The sequence below is a fragment of the Pseudomonas sp. MWU13-3659 genome (assembly GCF_023757525.1).
Lineage (GTDB): Bacteria > Pseudomonadota > Gammaproteobacteria > Pseudomonadales > Pseudomonadaceae > Aquipseudomonas > Aquipseudomonas entomophila_E.
The window spans coordinates 70,574-88,195 of sequence record NZ_JAMSHW010000017.1; the positions used below are offsets into that span (position 1 = coordinate 70,574).

Annotated in this window: 5 protein-coding genes; 2 read left to right on the forward strand and 3 right to left on the reverse strand. The window is 67.8% G+C overall.

Going from position 1 to position 17,622, the window contains the following annotated elements; all coding sequences use genetic code 11:
- Nucleotides 1-224 precede the first annotated feature (224 nt).
- Complete coding sequence (locus tag NGM28_RS19925) at nucleotides 225-13,172, forward strand: non-ribosomal peptide synthetase (RefSeq protein WP_252091193.1); 12,948 nt, start codon at nucleotides 225-227, stop codon at nucleotides 13,170-13,172.
- 81 nt (nucleotides 13,173-13,253) lie between these two features.
- On the opposite strand, the gene dsbG is transcribed toward NGM28_RS19925, so the two are convergent.
- From dsbG to dsbD, 3 genes are read right to left on the reverse strand one after another with little or no spacing between them, the layout of a single operon-like run.
- Nucleotides 13,254-14,012 (reverse strand): thiol:disulfide interchange protein DsbG, encoded by a 759-nt coding sequence (gene dsbG / locus NGM28_RS19930; RefSeq protein ID WP_252091194.1) that lies wholly within the window; start codon nucleotides 14,010-14,012, stop codon nucleotides 13,254-13,256.
- 1 nt (nucleotide 14,013) lies between these two features.
- Nucleotides 14,014-14,844 carry a TlpA family protein disulfide reductase gene (locus NGM28_RS19935; RefSeq protein ID WP_240065694.1) on the reverse strand — a complete coding sequence of 277 codons (831 nt, stop codon included), beginning with the start codon at nucleotides 14,842-14,844 and terminating at the stop codon, nucleotides 14,014-14,016.
- Nucleotides 14,844-16,559, reverse strand: coding sequence for a protein-disulfide reductase DsbD (gene dsbD / locus NGM28_RS19940; protein WP_252091195.1), 1,716 nt, complete (start codon nucleotides 16,557-16,559; stop codon nucleotides 14,844-14,846). Before dsbD ends, NGM28_RS19935 begins: the two co-directional genes overlap by 1 nt.
- A gap of 440 nt (nucleotides 16,560-16,999) precedes the next feature.
- Here dsbD and NGM28_RS19945 point away from each other — a divergent pair, with 440 nt between their 5' ends.
- Nucleotides 17,000-17,614 (forward strand): YjfI family protein, encoded by a 615-nt coding sequence (locus tag NGM28_RS19945; protein ID WP_240065696.1) that lies wholly within the window; start codon nucleotides 17,000-17,002, stop codon nucleotides 17,612-17,614.
- Nucleotides 17,615-17,622: the final 8 nt, after the last annotated feature.

Sequence of the window (17,622 nt, forward strand, 5' to 3'; positions counted from 1 at the left end):
AATACGAAAGTTAATGATTTTGCATTGCGTTTGGTTCTAAGCCACGGGCTGTGACGGCCTTCAACTTTTCCCGCCGGCCGCGTCCTGGCCTTCGGGCCGGCCAAGCTAATTTCTTCCCCTGTCCATCCGTTCCCCTGTGTACATCCGGCTGCCGAGCGCCGCCTGCCCTGATGGGCGGGGCGCCGCTTTGGCACGACTTACCCAGACACTGGCAGGAACATTCCATGACGGACGCCTTCGAACTCCCGCACTCGCTGGTCCAGGCCCTGGCGCAACGCGCCGCCCAGACCCCGGACCGGATCGCCTTGCGCTTCCTGGCCGACGCGCCCGGCGAGCAGGCCGTGCTCAGCTACCGGGACCTCGACCAACGCGCCCGTGCCATCGCGGCCGCGTTGCAGGCCAGGGTCGGTTTCGGCGACCGTGCGGTGCTGCTGTTCCCCAGTGGGCCGGACTATGTCGCGGCGTTCTTCGGCTGCCTCTACGCCGGGGTCATCGCCGTGCCGGCCTATCCGCCGGAGTCCTCGCGCCAGTACCATCAGGAGCGGCTGCTGTCGATCATCGCCGACGCCGAACCGCGCCTGCTGCTGACGGTAGAAGCGCTGTGTGACAGTTTGCAGGGCCTGGAAGCGCTCGCCGGCAGCCAAGCCCCAGGTCTGCTGGCGGTGGACCGGCTGGACCCGGTGCTCGCCGACCAATGGCGCGAACCGGCGCTGGCCGGGCACGACATCGCCTTCCTGCAGTACACCTCCGGCTCCACCGCATTGCCCAAGGGCGTGCAGGTCAGCCACGGCAACCTGGTGGCCAACGAGCAGTTGATCCGCCACGGTTTCGGCATCGATGTGAACCCCGACGACGTGATCGTCAGCTGGTTGCCGCTGTACCACGACATGGGCCTGATCGGCGGCCTGCTGCAGCCGATCTTCAGCGGCGTGCCGTGTGTATTGATGTCGCCGGGCTACTTCCTCGCCCGGCCGCTGCGCTGGTTGCAGGCGATCAGCGAGTACGGCGGCACTATCAGTGGCGGCCCGGACTTCGCCTATCGCTTGTGCAGCGAACGGGTCAGCGAGGCCGCGCTGGCCGAGCTCGACCTGAGCCGCTGGCGCGTGGCCTATTCCGGCTCCGAGCCGATCCGCCAGGACAGCCTCGATACCTTCGCCGAGAAATTCGCCGCCTGTGGCTTCGCCGCCAGCAGCTTCTTCGCCAGCTACGGCCTGGCCGAGGCGACCCTGTTCGTCAGCGGCAGCCGCCGTGGCCAGGGCATCGGTGCACTGGAACTGGACGCCGAGGCGTTCGCCGCCAATCGTGCCGAGCCGGGCCAGGGCAGTGTGCTGATGAGTTGCGGCTACCCGCAGCCGGGGCACGCAGTGCGCATCGTCGAGCCCCAGCACCTGGAGGTGCTGGGCGACAACCGCGTCGGCGAGATCTGGGCCGGCGGCCCGAGCATCGCCCTTGGCTACTGGCGCAATCCCGAAGCCAGCGCCCGTACCTTCGTCGAGGTGGACGGCCAGACCTGGCTGCGCACCGGCGACCTGGGCTTCATGCGTGATGGTGAAGTGTTCGTTACCGGGCGCTTGAAGGACATGCTTATCGTCCGTGGCCAGAACCTCTACCCGCAGGACCTGGAAAAGACCCTGGAGTGTGAGGTCGAGGTGCTGCGCAAGGGCCGTGTCGCGGTGTTCGCCGTCGACGACCAGGGCGAGGAGGGCATCGGCGTGGCGGTGGAGATCAGCCGCAACGTGCAGAAGTCGACACCGCCCGAGACATTGATCAACACCCTGCGCCGGGTCATCGCCGATGCCTGCCGCCAGGCGCCGGCGGTGGTGCTGCTGCTCAACCCGGGCGCGTTGCCCAAGACCTCCAGCGGCAAGCTGCAGCGTTCGGCCTGCCGCCTGCGCATGAACGACGGCAGCCTGGATTGCTACGCGCGCTTCCCGGCGCAATCCCAGGCATCGGCCGGTGAAGTCGGTGGTGACGACCTGCAGGCACGCATCGCCGAAGTGTGGCGTGACCTGCTCAAGGTCGAGGCCGTGGCGGCGGACGATCACTTCCTGCTGCTGGGCGGCAACTCCATCGCCGCGACCCAGGTGACCGCGCGCCTGGCCGACGAGTTGGGCGTGGCATTGAGCCTGCGCACGCTGTTCGAGGCGCCGACCCTGGCCGAGTACTCGGCGGCGGTGGCGGCGATCCTCGCCGAAGGCGGCGAGGGGGCCGGGCGCATCGTCCTGCAGGGCCGCGACCAGGCCTTGGCACAATCGCTGGCGCAGAATCGCCTGTGGCTGATGTGGCAACTGGAACCGCAATCGGCCGCCTACAACATTCCTGCCGGCCTGCACCTGCGTGGCGAGCTGGACGAAGCCGCGCTCGAGGCGAGCTTCCAGGCCCTGGTCGCACGCCACGAATCCCTGCGCACGGTGTTCGACGAGGCCGATGGCCAGGCGCTGCAGCGTATCCTGCCGAGCCTGCCGTTCGCCGTGCAACGGCTCGACCTCGAAGGGCTGGACGCCGATGAAGTGACGGCGCGTCGCGAGCGCGAAGCGCAGCAGCCGTTCGACCTGCGTGTCGGCCCGCTGCTGCGGGTCACCCTGGCGCGGCTGGACGACGAAACCCATCAACTGTGGGTGACCCTGCACCACATCGTCGCCGATGGCTGGTCGCTGAACATCCTCCTCGACGAGTTCGCCCGCCTGTATGCCGCGCAAGGCCAGGCCACGAACCTGGCCGGGCTGCCCCTGGGCTACGCCGACTACGGCAACTGGCAGCGCCAGTGGCTGGCCGAGGGCGAGGCCGCCCGGCAACTGGCGTACTGGACCGACACGCTGGGTGATGAACTGCCGGTGCTCGACCTGAGCACCGACCAGCCACGCGGCAACCAACGCAAGCACAGCGCGGCGCGCCTGAGCCTGAAGGTACCGGCCAAGCTCGGCGGCGCCCTTAAAGACCTGGCCCGCGACCAGCAGGCCAGCCTGTTCATGGTGCTGCTGGCCGGCTGGCAGGCGTTGCTGCACCGCTACACCGGCCAAGGCGATATCCGTGTCGGTGTGCCCAACGCCAACCGCCCGCGCCTGGAAACCCAGGGCATGGTCGGCTTCTTCATCAACACCCAGGTGCTGCGCGCCGAACTTGAGGGGCGCCTGCCGTTCGAGCAGTTGCTGGCCCAGGTGCGCCGAACCACTCTCGAGGCCCAGGCCCACCAGGACCTGCCGTTCGAGCAACTGGTCGAAGCCTTGCCCCAAGCCCGCGAGCAGGGCCTGTTCCAGGTCATGTTCAACCACCAGCAGCGCGATCTTTCGGCCCTGCGCCGCCTGCCCGGCCTGCTCGCCGAAGAGCTGCCGTGGTACAGCCGCGAGGCCAAGTTCGACCTGCAGCTGCACAGCGAGGAAGACCACCAGGGCCGCCTGAGTCTGGCCTTCGACTACGCCGACGAACTGTTCGATGCCGGCACCATCAAGCGCCTGGCCAATCACCTGCTGGCGCTGCTGGAGCAAGTCTGCGCCCAGCCGGGGTTGGCCCTGGGCGACGTGCGCCTGATTGACGAGGCGGGCCGCGCGCAGCTGCTGGCCTGGGGACAGGCGCCGATGGCGGCCGCGCCGCGCTTGCTGGTCGAGCAGCTCAACGAGCAGGCTCGCCTGACCCCTGAACGTACCGCGCTGGTGTGGGCGGGCGGCCAGCTTGACTACGCCGAACTGCATCAGCAGGCCAACCGCCTGGCCCATTATCTGCGCGACAAGGGCGTCGGCCCCGACACTTGCGTGGCCATCGCCATCGAGCGTTCGCCGCAACTGCTGGTTGGCCTGCTGGCCATTCTCAAGGCTGGTGGCGCATACGTGCCGCTGGATGTCGACTACCCGGCCGAGCGCCTGGCGTACATGCTGGGCGACTGCCAGGCCAGCCTGCTGCTCAGCCACAGCGGCCTGCTCGAGCGCCTGCCGCAGGTCGATGGCGTCAGCGCCATTGCCCTCGACCAGCTTCATCTGGACAGCTGGCCAAGCCAGGCCCCCGGCCTGCACCTGCACGGCGACAACCTCGCCTACGTGATCTACACCTCCGGCTCCACCGGCCAACCCAAGGGCGTCGGCAACACCCACGCTGCATTGGCCGAGCGCCTGCACTGGATGCAGGCAACCTACGCACTGGACGCCACCGATGTGCTCATGCAGAAGGCGCCGATCAGCTTCGACGTCTCGGTGTGGGAATGCTTCTGGCCGCTGATCACCGGTTGCCAGCTGGTGCTGGCCGGCCCCGGCGAGCACCGCGACCCGCAGCGCATCGCCCAGTTGATCCAGCAGCACCAGGTGACCACGCTGCACTTCGTGCCGCCGCTGTTGCAGGTGTTCGTCCAGGAACCGCTGGCTGCCGGCTGCACCAGCCTGCGCCGGCTGTTCTCTGGTGGCGAGGCACTGTCCGCCGCGCTGCGTGACCGTGTGCTGCAATGGCTGCCACAAGTTCAACTGCACAACCGCTATGGCCCGACCGAAACCGCGATCAACGTCACCCACTGGCATTGCCAGGGCAGCGATGGCGAGCGCTCGCCGATCGGTCGCCCGCTGGGCAATGTGCTTTGCCGGGTGTTGGATGACGAGTTCGAACTCACCGCCCCTGGCGTGCCGGGTGAGCTATGCCTGGGAGGCGTTGGCCTGGCCCGTGGTTACCTGGGTCGTCCGGGCCTGACCGCCGAACGTTTCGTGCCCCAGCCTGATGGTGACGGCACGCGTCTGTACCGCAGCGGCGACCGTGTCCGCTGGCATGTGCAAGGTGAAGCCCTGGACTACCTCGGTCGTCTCGACCAGCAGGTCAAGGTGCGTGGCTTCCGCGTCGAGCCGGAGGAAGTGCAGGCTGTGCTGCTGGCCCAACCGGGGGTCGAACAGGCACTGGTGCTGATCCACAAGGACGCCGTTGGCGCCCAGTTGGTGGGCTACTACAGCGGTGGCGCACGGCACGAAGGATTGCTGGCTGCCCTGGCCGAGCGTCTGCCGGCGTACATGGTGCCAGCACAATTGATCCACCTGGCGCGGATGCCGCTGGGCCCAAGCGGCAAGGTCGACCGCAAGGCATTGCCGGCGCCGGTGTGGCAACAGCGCGAGCATGTCGCGCCGCAAAGCGAATTGCAGCGGCAGGTCGCGGCCATCTGGCGCGAGGTGCTGAACCTGCCGCAGATCGGTTTGCAGGATGACTTCTTCGCCCTCGGCGGCCACTCGCTGCTGGCCACCCAGATCGTGTCGCGCACCCGCCAGGCGCTGGATGTCGAGCTGCCGCTCAAGGTGCTGTTCGAAGCCAGTGAACTGGGTGCGTTCTGCACCGAGATCGCTCGCCTGCGTGACAGCGGCGAACGCAACCTGCAAGGCGAAATCGTTCGGGTCGATCGCCGCCAGGCCGTGCCGCTGTCGTACTCGCAGCAGCGCATGTGGTTCCTCTGGCAGATGGAACCGGACAGCCCGGCCTACAACGTCGGCGGCATGGCACGCTTCAAGGGCGTGCTGCATGTGGACGCCTTCGAGCGGGCCCTGCAGGCCTTGATCGTGCGCCATGAAACCTTGCGCACCACCTTCCCGAGCATCGACGGCAAGCCTTACCAATGCGTGGCGGGCGACAGCAACCTGCAGCTGCACTGGCACGACTTCAGCAGCGACGCCGCCGAGGTTCGCCAGCAACGCCTGCAACAGTTGGCCGACGACCAGGCGCACCAAGCCTTCGACCTGGAGCGCGGCCCGCTGCTGCGTGCCTGCCTGGTCAAGGCCCACGAGCGCGAGCACTACTTCGTGCTGACCCTGCACCACATCGTCACCGAAGGCTGGGCCATGGACATCTTCGCCCGCGAGCTGGGCGAGCTGTACGAGGCCTTCGTCGACGAGCGCGAGTCGCCGCTGGCGCCGCTGCCGGTGCAGTACCTCGACTACAGCGTGTGGCAGCGCCAGTGGCTGGAGGGCGGCGAGGGCGCGCGTCAGCTGGCCTTCTGGAAAGACCGCCTGGGCGACGAGCACCCCGTGCTGGCCTTGCCGGCCGACCGCCCGCGCCCGGCGGTACAAAGCCACCGTGGCGAGCTGTACCGGTTCGACCTGGCGCCGGCGCTGGTCGAGCGCGTGCACGCGTTCAACAGCCAGCGTGGCCTGACCCTGTTCATGACCATGACCGCCACCCTGGCGGCGCTGTTGCACCGCTACAGCGGCCAGCGCGACCTGCGCATCGGCGCGCCGGTGGCCAACCGCATCCGCCCGGAAAGCGAAGGGCTGATCGGCGCCTTCCTCAACACCCAGGTACTGCGTTGCGACGTGGATGGGCAGATGAGCGCTGACGCGCTGCTCGAGCAGGTGCGCCAGGCCATCATCGACGGCCAGTCGCACCAGGACCTGCCGTTCGAGCAACTGGTCGAAGCGCTGCAACCGCCGCGCTCGAGCGCCTACAACCCGTTGTTCCAGGTGATGTGCAACGTGCAGCGCTGGGCGTTCCAGCAGAGCCGTGAGCTGGTGGGCATGCAGGTGGACTACCTGGTCAACGACGCCAGCGCCACCAAGTTCGACCTGTACCTGGAAGTCACTGACCTCGACGGCCGCCTGGGCTGCTGCTTCACCTACAGCCGCGACCTGTTCGACGAGCCGCGCATCGCGCGCATGGCCGAGCACTGGCAGCACTTGCTGGTGGCCATGCTCGACAACCCTCGGCAGCGCCTGTGCGAACTGCCGATGCTGGCCGATACCGAGCAGCAGGTACTGGTCGGCCAGCTCCAGGGCGAGCAGGACTTCGAGCTCACCCAGACGCTCCACGGCCTGTTCGCCGCCCAGGCCGAGCGCACGCCGCAGGCGCTGGCGCTGACCTTCGCCGGCACCCACCTGAGCTATGCCGAGCTCGACCAGCAGGCCAACCGCCTTGCCCGCGCCCTGCGCGAGCGCGGTGTCGGCCCGCAGGTGCGGGTGGGCCTGGCGCTGGAGCGCTCGCTGGAGATGGTGGTCGGCCTGCTGGCCGTCCTCAAGGCCGGTGGCGCCTATGTGCCGCTGGACCCTGAATACCCACTCGACCGCCTGCGCTACATGATCGAAGACAGCCGCATCGGCCTGCTGATCGGCCAGCGCGCGCTGCTCGACACCCTGGGCAAGCTGCCCGAGGGCGTCGTCCGCTGGAGCCTGGAGGACGATGCCGCCAGCCTGGCTGCCTACAGCGACGCACCGCTGGACAACCTCAACCTGCCGCAGCACCAGGCCTACCTGATCTACACCTCCGGCTCCACCGGCAAGCCCAAGGGCGTGGTGGTCAGCCATGGCGAGATCGCCATGCACTGCCAGGCGGTCATCGCCGAGTTCGGCATGCGCAGCGACGACTGCGAGCTGCACTTCTATTCGATCAACTTCGACGCCGCCAGCGAGCGCCTGCTGACACCGTTGCTGTGCGGCGCCCGCGTGGTGCTGCGGGCCCAGGGCCAGTGGGGCGCGGAAGAGATCTGCCAGCTGGTGCGCGAGCAGCAGGTGAGCATCCTCGGCTTCACCCCGAGCTACGGCAGCCAGCTGGCCCAGTACCTGGCCGGGCAGGGCGAGCAACTGCCGGTGCGCCTGGTGATCACCGGGGGCGAGGCACTGACCGGCGAGCATCTGCAACGTATCCGCCAGGCCTTCGTACCCCAACAGTTCTTCAATGCCTACGGCCCGACCGAGACCGTTGTCATGCCGCTGGCGTGCCTGGCGCCGGACACATTGCCCGCCGATGCCGGCAGTGTGCCGATCGGTCGGGTGATCGGTGCCCGCACCGCCTACATCCTCGACGAGGACCTGGCCCTGCTGCCACAAGGTGGCATCGGTGAGTTGTATGTAGGCGGCGCGGGCCTGGCCCAGGGCTACCACGACCGCCCAGGGCTGAGCGCCGAGCGCTTCGTCGCCGACCCGTTCAGCCACGACGGTGGCCGCCTGTACCGCACCGGCGATCTGGTGCGCCTGCGCACGGATGGGCTGGTGGAGTATGTCGGCCGTGCCGATCAGCAGGTGAAGATCCGCGGCTTCCGCATTGAGCTGGGCGAGATCGAAAGCCGCCTTCAGGAGCATGTCGATGTCGAGGAGGCCGTAGTGCTGGCCCTCGACCTGCCGGGTGGCAAGCAACTGGTGGGTTACCTGGTCTGCCCGCAGGCCAACGGCAATCCGCAGGCACAGGCCGCGCTGCGTGAAGCGGTCAAGGCCGACGCCCGCCTGCACCTGCCGGACTACATGGTGCCGGCACACCTGGTGTTGCTTGCACGCCTGCCGCTGATGGGCAACGGCAAGCTCGACCGCCGCGCGCTACCGGCCCCGGACCTGGAGCAGGCGCGCCAGCATTACCAGGCCCCGGCCAACGAACTGGAAGCCCAGCTGGCGCAGGTCTGGCGCGAAGTGCTCAACGTCTCGCGCATCGGTGTGCAAGACAACTTCTTCGAACTGGGCGGCGACTCGATCCTGTCGATCCAGGTGGTCAGCCGTGCCCGTCAGTTGGGGCTGCAGTTCACCCCACGTGATCTGTTCCAGCACCAGACCATCCAGACCCTGGCCGCCGTGGTCACTCGCAGTGAGGCGCCTGGCGATATCGAACAAGGCCAGCGCCAGGGGCGCACCGGCCTGACACCGATCCAGCACTGGTTCTTCGACAGCGAAGTGCCGCAGCCGCAGCACTGGAACCAGGCTGTCCTTCTACAGGTGCTTCAGCCCTTGCAAACCGAGGCGCTGGAGCAGGCTTTGAACGTGCTGGTGGCGCATCACGACAGCCTGCGCCTGCACTTCGAGCAACACAATGGACGTTGGCAGGGCAGCTATGGCCAGCCAGCGGCCCAGCCGCTGCTGTGGACGGCCACGGTCGCCGACTTCGATGAGTGCCAGGCGCTCTACACCGATGTACAACGCAGCCTCGACCTGGCACAGGGGCCGCTGCTGCGTGCGCTGCTGGTGACCGACGGGCAGGGCGCGCAACGGCTGTTGCTGGCGATCCACCACCTGGTGGTCGACGGTGTGTCCTGGCGTGTGTTGCTGGAAGACTTGCAGGCGCTGTATCGCGGCGAAACCCTCGCGGCCAAGACCCACGCCATGGGCGACTGGGCCGCACGCCTGGCCAGCTATGCCGGCAGCGACTCGCTGCGTGACGAGTTGGCTTGGTGGGAAGGCCAGCTGGGCAGCGCCCGCCATGAACTGCCGTGCGATCACCCGCAAGGCGAGAACCTGAATCGCCATGCGCGCAGCGTGGCGATCGAACTGGATGTGGAGCAGACCCGTCAGTTGCTGCAACAGGCCCCGGCGGCCTATCACACCCAGGTCAACGACCTGCTGCTGACCGCCCTGGCCCGTACACTGTGCCGCTGGAGCGGCGGTGAACAGGTGCTGGTGCAGTTGGAAGGCCACGGCCGTGACGGGCTGTTCGAGGACATGGATCTGACCCGCAGCGTCGGCTGGTTCACCAATGCCTACCCGCTGAGCCTGAACCCCGCCGTGGGCGAGGACGAGGCCGCTCGCGCGGCGTCGATCAAACGCATCAAGGAGCAACTGCGCCAGGTGCCGCATAAAGGGCAGGGTTATGGCGTGCTGCGCTACCTGGCCGATGACGCCGACCGTGAGCGCATGGCCGCGCTGCCCCAGGCGCGCATCACCTTCAACTACCTCGGTCAGTTCGACCAGCAGTTCGACGCGGCCGCGCTGTTCCAGCCGCTCGACGCGCCGGCCGGCCTGGCCCATGACCTGGATGCGCCGCTGCCCAACTGGCTCAGCGTCGACGGCCAGGTATACGGCGGCGCCCTGCAACTGCGCTGGAGCTTCAGCGCCGAGCGCTACGATGAGGCGACCATCGCCCAGTTGGCGGAGGCCTACCGTCAGGAACTGTTGGCCCTGGTCGCCCACTGCCTGGCGGATGGCAACGGCAGCTTCACGCCGTCGGACTTCCCGCTGGCACAACTGACCCAGGAGCAGATCGACACGCTGCCGGTGCCGGCTGCCGAGATCGAGGACGTCTACCCGCTGACGCCGATGCAGGAAGGCCTGCTGCTGCACACCTTGCTGGAGCCGGGCACCGGCCTGTACTACATGCAGGATCGCTACCGCATCAACAGCGCCCTGGACCCGGAGCGCTTCGCCCAGGCCTGGCAGGCGGTGGTGGCGCGCCACGAAGCCTTGCGCGCCTCATTCAGCTGGAACGCCGGCGAAGCGATGCTGCAGATCATCCACAAGCCGGGCCACACACCGGTGGACTACCAGGACTGGCGCGGCCTCGACGAGGCGAACCAGGAGGCGCGCCTGCAAGCCCTGCACAAGCAGGAACGCGAGGCCGGTTTCGAGCTGCTGCGCGAGGCGCCGTTCCACTTGCGCCTGGTGCGGGTGGACGATGCCCGCTACTGGTTCATGATGAGCAACCACCACATCCTTATCGATGCCTGGTGCCGTTCGCTGCTGATGAACGACTTCTTCGAGCTCTATCAGGCCCTCGGCGAAGGCCGCCAGGCGCAATTGCCGGTACCGCCGCGCTACCGCGACTACATCGGTTGGCTGCAACGCCAGGACCTGGCCGAGGCGCGCCAGTGGTGGCAGGACAACCTGGCCGGCTTCGAACGCGCCACGGCGATCCCCAGCGATCGCCCGTTGCGCCATGACCATGCCGGCGACAGCATGGTGGTCGGCGACTGCTACACCCGCCTCGACGTCGCCGAGGGTGCCCGCCTGCGCGAACTGGCCCAGGCTCACCAGCTGACCGTCAACACCTTCGCCCAGGCGGCCTGGGCCCTGACCCTGGCACGCTACAGCGGCGAGCGCGACGTGGTGTTCGGCGTCACCGTGGCCGGGCGCCCGGTGAGCCTGCCGCAGATGCAGCGCACGGTCGGCCTGTTCATCAACAGCATCGCCCTGCGCGTGCAGTTGCCACAGCCCGGCGAGCGCGCCAGCGTGCGCCAGTGGCTGCAAGGCCTGCTGGACCGCAACATGCAACTGCGCGAATACGAGTACCTGCCGCTGGTGGCCATCCAGGAATGCAGCGAGCTGCCCAAGGGGCAGCCGCTGTTCGACAGCCTGTTCGTGTTCGAGAACGCCCCGGTGGAAACCGCCGTGCTCGACCACGCCCAGCACCTGAACGCCAGCTCCGACTCGGGCCGCACCCACACCAATTTCCCGCTGACCGCGGTGTGCTACCCGGGCGACGACCTGGGCCTGCACCTGTCGTTCGACCAGCGCTACTTCGACTACCCGACCGTCGAACGCCTGCTGGCCGAGTTCAAGCGCCTGCTGCTGGCGCTGGTCGAGGGCTTCGAAGGGGAGGTGGGCGAGTTGCCGCTGTTGGGCACCGACGAGCAGCGTTTCCTGCTCGATGATTGCAACCGCACCGAGCATGCCTATGCGCTGGAGCAGAGCTACGTCGAGCTGTTCGAGGCGCGGGTGGCCGCCCATCCGCAACGCACCGTCGCCCGTTGCCTGGACGGTGCGTTCGACTATGCCGGGCTGAACCTGGCCGCCAACCGCCTGGGCCATGCCCTGGTTGCGGCAGGCGTGGCCGTCGACCAGCCGGTGGCGCTGCTGGCCGAGCGCGGCCTGGCGTTGCTGGGCATGATCGTCGGCAGCTTCAAGGCCGGCGCCGGTTACCTGCCGCTGGATCCGGACCTGCCGTCGGCGCGCCTGCAACGCATCGTCGAGCTCAGCCGCACGCCGGTGCTGGTGTGCAGCGCCGCCTGCGCCGAGCAGGCACGTCTGCTGCTCGATGAAGTGGCGGGGGCCGTGCGGCCCAGGTTGCTGGTGTGGGAGGAAGTGCAGGCGAGCAACGTCGCCAGCCACAACCCAGGCATTCACAGCGGGCCGGACAACCTCGCCTACGTGATCTACACCTCAGGTTCCACCGGCTTGCCCAAAGGTGTGATGGTCGAACAACGCGGCATGCTCAACAACCAGCTGAGCAAGGTGCCGTACCTGGCGCTGGATGAGCAGGATGTGATTGCCCAGACTGCCTCGCAGAGCTTCGACATCTCGGTGTGGCAGTTCCTCGCCGCGCCGCTGTTCGGGGCCAAGGTGGAGATCGTGCCGAACGCCATCGCCCATGACCCGCAGGGCTTGCTGGCCCACGTGCAGGCCACCGGCATCACCGTGCTGGAAAGCGTGCCGTCGCTGATCCAGGGCATGCTGGCCAACGACCACCAGGCCCTCGACGGCCTGCGCTGGATGCTGCCGACCGGCGAGGCGATGCCACCGGAGCTTGCCGCGCAATGGCTGCAGCGTTATCCGGCCATCGGCCTGGTCAACGCCTATGGCCCGGCGGAGTGTTCGGACGACGTGGCGTTCTTCCGCGTGGACCTTGAGTCGACCCAGGGCAGCTACCTGCCGATAGGGACGCCGACCGACAACAATCGCCTTTACCTGCTGGGCGAGGACCAGACCCTGGTGCCGTTGGGTGCGGTGGGTGAGTTGTGTGTTGCCGGCACCGGCGTGGGCCGAGGCTATGTCGGTGATCCGGTACGCACGGCGCAGGCCTTCATCCCGCATCCTTATGGAGCACCGGGTGAGCGTCTGTACCGCACCGGCGACCTGGCTCGCCGCCGCGCGGATGGCGTGTTGGAGTATGTCGGCCGCATCGACCACCAGGTGAAGATCCGCGGCTACCGCATCGAGCTGGGCGAGATCGAGGCACGCCTGCACGAGCAACCGGAGCTGCGCGATGCCGCCGTGGGCGTGCAGGAGGGCAGCAACGGCAAGCACCTGGTCGGCTACCTGGTGGCGCACCAGGGTGTCGCAACCGACGCCGCGCTGCTCGACCAGCTCAAGCAACGCCTGCGTGCCGAACTGCCGGAATACATGGTGCCGCTGCACTGGGGCTGGTTCGACAGCCTGCCGCACAACGCCAACGGCAAGCTCGACCGCAAGGCGTTGCCGGCCATCGACATCGGTGGCCAGCACAGCCAGGATTACCTGGCGCCGCGCAACGAGCTGGAGGAGACCCTCGCCGGGATCTGGGCCGATGTGCTCAAGGCCGAGCGGGTGGGGGTGCGCGACAACTTCTTCGAACTGGGCGGGCATTCGCTGCTGGCCACGCAGATCGCCTCGCGGGTGCAGAAGACGCTGCAGCTGAACGTGCCGCTGCGGGCGATGTTCGAGTGCAGCACGGTGGAGGAGTTGGCGACGTACGTGCAGGGGCTGCAGGGCAGTGTGCTGGACGATGACAAGGTTGATCGATTGAGTGACCTGATGGCGGAGCTGGAGGCGCTCTGACGGGTTCGCCGGCAAGCCGGCTCCTACGGGTATCGCATCCCCTGTAGGAGCCGGCTTGCCGGCGAAAGGGCCCGAACAGGTTCAGCGCTTGCCGAGAATCTTCCCGAGCATCTCCGGCCGCGGCGCCCCTTGCTGGCTCTGCAATTGGCCCTTCTCATCCTGGTAGAAGATCGCCGGCGTCGCCGCCAGCCCCAGCTCTTCCATCAGCGCCATGTTGCCTTCGAGTTTCTTCTGCACCGCCTCGGGCACGTTCTCCAGTGCTTTGAGCGTACTGGCCTTGCCGGCTTTCTCATGCACCTGCAACGCCTTGGCCGGGTCCTTGGCGGCCAGCAGGGCGGCGGACTTGCCCGGGCTGTCCTCGCGGATGATGCCGACCATGATGTGGCGCAATTGCACCTTGCCCGACTCCACCCACGGCCGCGCCTGTTCCCAGAACATGTTGCAGTACGGGCAGTTGGGGTCGCTGAACAGGTAGACGATGCGCGGCGCGTCGGCCTTGCCGTCCTGGATCCAGGCGGTCTTTTCCATCTTCGCCCAGATCGCCTTGCTCATGGGCGCGTACACCAGCTTCTCCAGTGGCTCGGCGCTGAGGTCCTTGCCCTGCTCGTCGAACAGGCTGCCCACCAGTACATGCTTGCCGTCGGGTGTCAGGTACAGGGCGATGCCGTTGTTGTGGTACTCGGCGGCATAGCCGCGCAGGCCGTTGGGGGCGTCGAAGCCGCCCTTGATCACGGCGCCCTTGGCCTGCAGTTGCTGGATCGGCTTGGGCAGCTCTTCTGCGTGCAGCGCGGGGGCGGCGAGCAGGGCGAGGGTCAGGGGCAGCAGCGCATTCAATCGCATGTCAGTTTCCTTGTGGGGCGGGCGCGTCGGCGCGCTCGAAGGGTTCCAGGGCGTGGCGCAGGCTGGCGCGCGACAGTTCGCCCAGGTGGCTGCCGACCAGCCGGCCATCGGCGTTGTAGAACAGGGTGGTGGGCAGGGCCATGGAGCCGACCCGGCGGGCCAGCTCGCCGGTGCCGTCGAACAGCACATGGGACAGCATCAGGCCGGTGGTGGCCATGAAGGTGCTGACGTTTTCCGGGGTCTCGCCCTGGTTGACGAACAGGAAGGTCACGTGGGGGTAGTCGTCCTCGGCCTGTTGCAGCACCGGCATCTCGCGGCGGCAGGGGGGGCACCAGGTGGCCCAGATGTTGATCACCAGCGGCTTGCCACGGTAGTCGTGCAGGGCCACGGCCTGGCCGCGGCTGTCGTGCAGGGTCATCTGCGGCAGCTCGGTGCCCTTGCTGTAGAGGTGGCTGGCCAGGCTGCCGAGCCCCCAGAACAGCGCGCCGCTGAACAACGCCCAGCCCAGTGGCCGGCGCAGGCCTGGGCGTCGCCAGCCTTGCCATACCGTGCCCAGCGCCACGCCCAGCAGGCCGCCCCAGAGCAGGAAGCCGCCATCGCGGATATCGATGACCTGCAGCGGGTCGTCGCGGTACATCGGCCAGTAGGCCAGGACGAAACCCAGGCGGGCGAACAGCAGGCCCAGCAGGAACAGGTTGAACAGCGCCGACTCGGGGTTTTCGCCGCCGCGCCGGGCCACGCGCCAGCCCACCAGGCTGGCGATCCCCAGGGCCGCGAGCAGCAGCAGGTGGTTCAGGGCCATGGTCAATGGCCCGAGGGTGACGGTCAGCATCAGCCTTGGCTCCTGGTCTGGGCCCAGTGCTTCAGGAAACCGGCGGCGTCGACTTCGCCGGTGATGCGCTGGGCACGGCGCTCATCGCCCTCGGGGCCGATCCAGATCAGGCTGGGCGGGCCGGGGACCTGGTAGCGTTGCAGCAGTTCGCGGCTGGCCGGTGTATCGGCGGTCACGTCCAGGCGCACCAGGTGAACGCCGGCCAGGCTGGCGAGTACGTCAGGGCGGGCGAATACCTGCTTTTCCATCACCTTGCACGACACGCACCAGTCGGCATAGTAGTCCAGCATCACCCACTGGCCACGGGCCTTGGCGGCATCGAGCTCGCGTTGCAGGTCGGCGGGCGCGTTGACGGTGACGAAGGCATCGTGGGCATCGACCCTTGCCGGGCTGCCAGCTTGGCCGGTGAATGGCTGCAGCGGCTGCCACAGGTCATTGCCACCGGCCGCGGCGCCGACCAGCAGCAGGCCCCCCCACAATGCACCCAGCAGCGGCACCGCGCGCAGGGCCGGCAATGCGTGCAGGGCCGGCCAGGTCGCCCAGCCCAGGGCGATCAGCCAGCCCCCGGCCAGGGCCAGCAGCAGCGGTTCGGGCAGCAGGGTGCGCACCGTGTACAGGGCCATGGCCAGGAACACGAAGCCGAACACCCCCTTGACCCGGTTCATCCAGGCGCCTGGGCGTGGCAGGTAACGGTTGCCCAGGGTGACCAGCAACAGCAGTGGCACGCCCATGCCCAGCCCCAGGCTGAACAGCACCAGTGCGCCTTGCAGCATGTCGCCGCTCTGGGCGATGTAGAGCAGGGCGCCGGCCAGCGGGGCGGTCATGCAGGGGCCGAGCAGCAGGCCCGACAGGGCGCCGAGCAGCGCCGCGCCATACAGGTTGCCGCCGCGGGTGCCTTGCCCGGCGCGGTCCAGGCGGTCACGCAGGGCGGCGGGCAGTTGCAGTTCGAAGGCACCGAACATCGGCAGGGCGAGCAGCACGAACAGCGCCGCCAGGCTGCCCAGCAGCCAGGGTTGCTGCAACCAGGCCTGCAGGCTGGCGCCCAGCAGTGCGGCGACCACCCCCAGGGCGGCGTATACCAGGGCCATGCTCAGTACGTAGACCCCGGCCAGCAGCCAGCCGCGCCGGGCGCTGGCGCCGTTGCCCAAGACCAGCCCGGCGAGGATCGGCAACATGGGCAGCGAGCAGGGGGTGAAGGCCAGCAGCAGGCCCAGGCCAAAGAACGCCAGCAGGCTCCAGGCCAGGGTGGACTGTTGCAGGCCGCTGGCCAGGGCCTGGTCGCTGGCCTGAGCCGTGCCCGCTGCCTGCGCCGCGCCGCCAAGCGGGATGGCTGTGGTCTGCGGGGGGTAGCACAGGCCGGCATCGGCGCAGCCCTGCCAGCCCAGGCGCAGCTCGCCACTGGCGCTGGCTGGCAGCAGCAGTTCGAGCTGCTCGCGGTAGACCGCGCTGTCGCCGAAGAACTCGTCATGGTGGTTGAGGGCCGGAGGCAGCGCGGGGTGCTGGTCGGTAGGCAGGCCATCGAACTTAAGGCGTTTTTGATAGAGGTAGTAGCCGTCCTTGATCTGGAAGTGCAGGCGCATCTGGCCGTCGGGCAGGCGGTCGTGGGTGAGCACGAAGGCCTGGTCGACCGGCAGGAAGTCCGGCTTGACGGCGAAGGGATTGGCCTGGAGCGGGCCGGCGAGCAGGAATGTCAGGAACAGCAGGAGCACACGCATGTCGAGGCCTTGGCAGCGCTTTGAAGGGGACCATGCTGGATGTGGTTCATTAACCCAAGGTTAACCCGGTCCTACGGAACGGTGTTTTCTGGGGCTTTGGGTGCCCGGTAATGGACCGCGGGGGGCGGACAGGTGCCTGTCCCGGGATTTGCAGTGTTCTCGAGATCGAGCGCCGCCTGCGCGGCGCATCGCGGATAAATCCGCTCCTACAGTTTGTTGCAACGTGCCTATGCCTGATAGGCCATGGTTGTTCGCTTTGTTGGCACGACGCGATTTTTCGGGCCGCTGCACCTGTGTAGGAGCGGATTCATCCGCGATGCGCCGCTCGGTCTCATGGGCACTGCAACTCCAACGACGAACAACTCGAAAGCGCAACCCCCACTTGATACCGTCACAAAGCAGGCGTACCGTTCCTCACATGTGAGAAAAGGATACCCTCGATGGCAGGCAAGAAAAGCTCCACCGACTATATGCGAGACATGCGCGCCCGGCTCAAGGCCGCAGGCTACGTCAAGCGCGAGTTGTGGATCCTGCCCGAGCACGCCGCCGCCCTGCGCGGCATCGAGAAGGCATTACGCCAGCCCCACGGGGGCAAACAGGTCAGAACGGAGGATTTCATGACCGAGCACAGCAACTGGACGATCGATACGCTGCACAGCGCCCTGCGCGAGTTGGACGAAGTGCGTACAGGCGCGATCGGCCTGTCCCTGCAGCAGGGTGCCGAGCCCAGCCTGAAACTGGAGATACACGAGCTGGATGGCCTGCCGCTCTACATCGCCGTGGCCGGTGAGCAGATCCTGGTCGACACGCTGCTGGTAGCGGCGAGCCAGGTCAAGGACCGCGCCGCGTTCAACGACGCCGTGCTGCGTACCCGAGACGTGTTCCCGCTGTCGTCGATCGGGCTGCACACGCTGCCTTCGGGCGAGTCGGTGTACACCATGTTCGGCGCCCTGAGCGCGGCCTCGTCGCTGGACAACATCGTCCAGGAAATCCAGACCCTGGCGGAAAACGTCATCACCGCCGCTGACGATTTCGACGTTTACTTCACCCACTGATTTTCCGG

Excerpts from the sequence above, each read along its gene's own strand:
- NGM28_RS19925 (WP_252091193.1), top strand. The coding sequence starts at position 225 with ATGACGGACGCCTTCGAACTCCCGCACTCGCTGGTCCAGGCCCTGGCG.
- NGM28_RS19935 (WP_240065694.1), bottom strand. The coding sequence starts at position 14,844 with ATGCTGACCGTCACCCTCGGGCCATTGACCATGGCCCTGAACCACCTG.
- NGM28_RS19945 (WP_240065696.1), top strand. The coding sequence starts at position 17,000 with ATGGCAGGCAAGAAAAGCTCCACCGACTATATGCGAGACATGCGCGCC.
- dsbG (WP_252091194.1), bottom strand. The coding sequence starts at position 14,012 with ATGCGATTGAATGCGCTGCTGCCCCTGACCCTCGCCCTGCTCGCCGCC.
- dsbD (WP_252091195.1), bottom strand. The coding sequence starts at position 16,559 with ATGCGTGTGCTCCTGCTGTTCCTGACATTCCTGCTCGCCGGCCCGCTC.